Source organism: Quadrisphaera sp. DVD1, assembly GCF_058932755.1.
The window spans coordinates 1-4,201 of record NZ_JBZYWI010000203.1 but is presented as its reverse complement, the minus strand read 5'-3'; the positions used below and the strand labels follow the sequence as shown (position 1 = coordinate 4,201).

The 4,201-nt window shown below is 73.5% G+C and carries 2 protein-coding genes; both read left to right on the top strand.

Annotation, left to right across the window (positions count from 1 at the left end):
* A partial coding sequence (locus AC5FZL_RS15735) for a multifunctional oxoglutarate decarboxylase/oxoglutarate dehydrogenase thiamine pyrophosphate-binding subunit/dihydrolipoyllysine-residue succinyltransferase subunit (protein ID WP_493619825.1) occupies positions 1–3,439 on the top strand: 3,439 nt, incomplete at its 5' end.
* A complete protein-coding gene (locus AC5FZL_RS15730) occupies positions 3,436–4,041 on the top strand; it encodes a GDSL-type esterase/lipase family protein (RefSeq protein ID WP_493619824.1) in 606 nt (201 codons plus the stop codon). The genes AC5FZL_RS15735 and AC5FZL_RS15730, both read left to right, overlap by 4 nt.
* Positions 4,042–4,201 lie beyond the last annotated feature (160 nt).

Here is a 4,201-nt window from a genome sequence, read left to right as displayed (position 1 = left end):
GCTGGCCGCCGCGCCGCAGCCGGTCGCCGCTCCGGCGCCCGCCCAGGACGAGTCGGTGCGCCTGCGCGGCCCGGCCGCCCGGGTGGTGGCGAACATGGAGGCCAGCCTCGCGGTCCCCACCGCCACGAGCGTGCGCGCCGTCCCGGCGAAGCTCCTGGTCGACAACCGCATCGTCATCAACAACCACCTCAAGCGCGCCCGCGGCGGCAAGGTCTCCTTCACCCACCTCATCGGCTTCGCGGTGGTCGAGGCCCTGCGCGACATGCCCGAGATGAACTGGGCGTACACCGAGGTCGACGGCAAGCCCGGCGTGCTGCGCCCCGCGCACGTCAACTTCGGCCTGGCGATCGACCTGCCGGCCAAGGACGGCGGCCGCCAGCTCCTCGTGCCGAGCATCAAGGGCGCCGAGGAGATGGACTTCGCCCACTTCTGGGCCGCCTACGAGGACGTCGTCCGCCGGGCGCGGGCGGGCAAGCTCGAGGTCTCCGACTTCACCGGGACGACGATCAGCCTGACCAACCCGGGCACGATCGGCACCGTGCACTCGGTGCCGCGCCTGGTCGCCGGCCAGGGCACGATCATCGGCGTCGGCGCGATGGACTACCCCGCCGAGTACCAGGGGGCCTCGGCCGAGACCCTGGCGCGCCTGGCGGTCAGCAAGGTCATGACGCTGACCTCCACCTACGACCACCGGATCATCCAGGGCGCGCAGTCCGGGGAGTTCCTGCGGCAGGTGCACAACAAGCTCCTGGGCACCGACGGGTTCTACGACCGGGTCTTCGCCGCCCTGCGCATCCCCTACGAGCCGGTGCGCTGGGTGCAGGACATCTCCGTCTCCCACGACGACGAGATCTCCAAGACCGCGCGGGTGGTCGAGCTCATCCACGCCTACCGGGTGCGCGGGCACCTCATGGCCGACACCGACCCGCTGGAGTACCGCCAGCGCCGCCACCCCGACCTCGACGTCCAGACCCACGGCCTGACCCTGTGGGACCTCGACCGCGAGTTCCCCACCGGGGGCTTCGGCGGCCGCTCGATGATGCGGCTGCGCGACATCCTCGGCGTGCTGCGCGACTCCTACTGCCGCACCGTCGGCATCGAGTACATGCACATCCAGGACCCGACCCAGCGGCGCTGGATCCAGGAGCGCGTGGAGCGTCCCTACACGCCGCTCAGCCGCGAGGCGCACCTGCGCGTGCTGCGCCGGCTCAACGCCGCCGAGGCCTTCGAGACGTTCCTGCAGACCAAGTACGTCGGGCAGAAGCGCTTCAGCCTCGAGGGCGGGGAGAGCGTCATCCCCCTGCTCGACGCCCTGCTCTACGACGCCGCCCACGCCGGGCTGGCCGAGGTGGCCGTCGGGATGGCCCACCGCGGCCGCCTCAACGTCCTGGCCAACATCGCGGGCAAGAGCTACGGGCAGATCTTCCGCGAGTTCGAGGGCAGCCAGGACCCCAAGAGCGTCCAGGGCTCGGGCGACGTGAAGTACCACCTGGGCACCGAGGGCACCTACACCGCCGAGGACGGCGCCAGCACCCGCGTCTACCTCGCCGCCAACCCCTCCCACCTGGAGGCGGTGGACCCGGTGCTCGAGGGCGTCGTGCGCGCCAAGCAGGACCGGATCAACCTCGGCGGCTCCAGCTTCCCGGTGCTGCCCGTGCTGCTGCACGGCGACGCCGCCTTCGCGGGCCAGGGCGTGGTCGCCGAGACCCTCAACCTGTCCCAGCTGCGCGGCTACCGCACCGGCGGCACGGTGCACGTGGTCATCAACAACCAGGTCGGGTTCACGACGGCGCCGGCCTCCAGCCGCTCGTCGTTCTACTCCACCGACGTGGCCCGGATGATCCAGGCGCCGATCTTCCACGTGAACGGCGACGACCCCGAGGCCTGCGTGCGCGTGGCGAAGCTCGCCTTCGAGTTCCGCCAGGAGTTCGCCAAGGACGTCGTCATCGACCTGGTCTGCTACCGCCGCCGCGGCCACAACGAGGGCGACGACCCGTCGATGACGCAGCCGCTGATGTACAACCTCATCGAGGCCAAGCGCAGCGTCCGCAAGCTCTACACCGAGGCGCTCATCGGCCGGGGCGACATCACCGGCGAGGAGGCCGAGGCGGTCCTGGAGGACTACCGCCAGCAGCTCGAGCGCGTCTTCGCCGAGACCCGCGACACCGGTCGCGAGGCCTCCGGGCAGGACGGCTCGGCCACCACGGCCGGGCTCGACCGGCCGGCGTCCCAGCGCGACGACTCCGTGGCCGACCCGGTGGAGACCGCGGTCAGCGCCGAGGTGGTCCGCCGGATCGGGGACGCGCACGTGTCCCCGCCCGAGGGCTTCACGGTGCACCCGAAGCTGCGCCCGCTGCTGGAGCGCCGCGCGGCGATGTCCCGCGAGGGCGGCGTCGACTGGGCCTACGGCGAGCTGCTGGCGATGGGCTCGCTGCTCATGGAGGGCACCCCGGTGCGCTTCTCGGGGCAGGACACCCGCCGCGGGACGTTCGTCCAGCGCCACGCCGTCCTCACCGACCGGGTGACCGGCGAGGAGTGGACGCCGCTGCTGTACCTCAAGCCTGACCAGGCGCGCTTCTGGATCTACGACTCGCTGCTCAGCGAGTTCGCCGCGATGGGCTTCGAGTACGGCTACAGCGTCGAGCGGCCCGACGCGCTCGTGCTGTGGGAGGCCCAGTTCGGCGACTTCGCCCCCGGCGCCCAGACGATCATCGACGAGTTCATCGCCTCCTCCGAGCAGAAGTGGGCGCAGCGCTCCTCGGTCGTCCTGCTGCTGCCCCACGGCTACGAGGGGCAGGGCCCGGACCACTCCTCGGCGCGCATCGAGCGCTTCCTGCAGCTGTGCGCGGAGGAGAACATGACGGTGGCGATGCCGTCGACGCCGGCGTCGTACTTCCACCTGCTGCGCCGCCAGGCGTACGCCCGGCCGCGCAGGCCGCTGGTGGTCTTCACGCCCAAGTCGATGCTGCGCCTCAAGTCGGCGACCTCGCCGATCGGCGACCTGACCAGCGGCGGCTTCCGGCCCGTCCTGCAGGACCCTGCCGCCGGCGACGGTCGCCTCGACCCGGCGGGCGTCGACCGGGTGCTGCTCTGCTCGGGCAAGGTCTCCTACGACCTCATGGCCGGGCGCGAGGCGGCCGGTGACACGCGCACCGCGATCGTGCGCCTGGAGCAGCTCTACCCCCTGGACCGCGCGGGGCTGCTCGAGGCGCTGGGGCGCTACCCGGCCAGCGCAGAGCTCGTGTGGGTGCAGGAGGAGCCGGCCAACCAGGGCGCGTGGCCCTTCCTGGGCTACGAGTTCCTCGAGCTCGCCGAGCAGCTCGGCGGACGCCGGGTGCGCCGGGTCTCCCGCTCCGCCTCCGCCTCCCCCGCGGCCGGCTCTGCCAAGGCCCACCAGGCCGAGCAGCAGCAGCTGGTGCAGCAGGCCCTGGCCCGGTGAGCCGCCGCCCGATCAGGGTCTGCGTCGTCGGCGACGACCTGGTGGCCGGGGTGGGAGACCCCCGGGCGCTGGGCTGGGTCGGCCGCGTGGCCGCCCGCACGCGCACCGAGGACGGCGCCCCCGCGGCGTCCGTGCTGCCCATCGGCGTGCCCGGGGAGAGCACGACGGCGCTGCGCGACCGCTGGGACGAGGAGGTGGCCCGCCGCCTCAGCGGCGAGGACGACCGGCTCGTCGTGGGGCTGGGGGCCGCCGACGCGGTCGCCGGGTCGTCGCTGGCCCGCAGCCGGCTCAACCTCGCCGACATCCTCGACGCCGCCTCGACGCAGCAGATGTCGAGCTTCGTCGTGGGGCCCCCGCCGCCGCTGGACCCGGCCCTGCACCGCCCGGTCGAGGACCTGTCCGGCGGCTGGGCCGACGTGGCCAGCCGCCGCGGCATCCCGTACGTGGACTGCTTCACCCCGCTCGTCTCCCACGAGCAGTGGCACGCCGACCTCGCGGCCGGGGACGGCGTGCACCCGGGGCAGGTCGGCTACGGCCTCATCGCGTGGCTCGTCCTGCACGGCGGCTGGCACGCCTGGCTGGGGCTCCCGGCGACCCTCTGAGCCGGGTCGCCGGCGCCCTCACCGGCCCTCAGCAGGCGCCCCCGCCGCCGTCACCACCGACGCAGCCGCCTCCGTCACCACCGCCGAAGCCGGAGCCTGCCGCGCCGGTGGCGTGGGCCACGTCGGCGCCGGCCAGCCACTGCCCCGGTGCTCCCGGCGC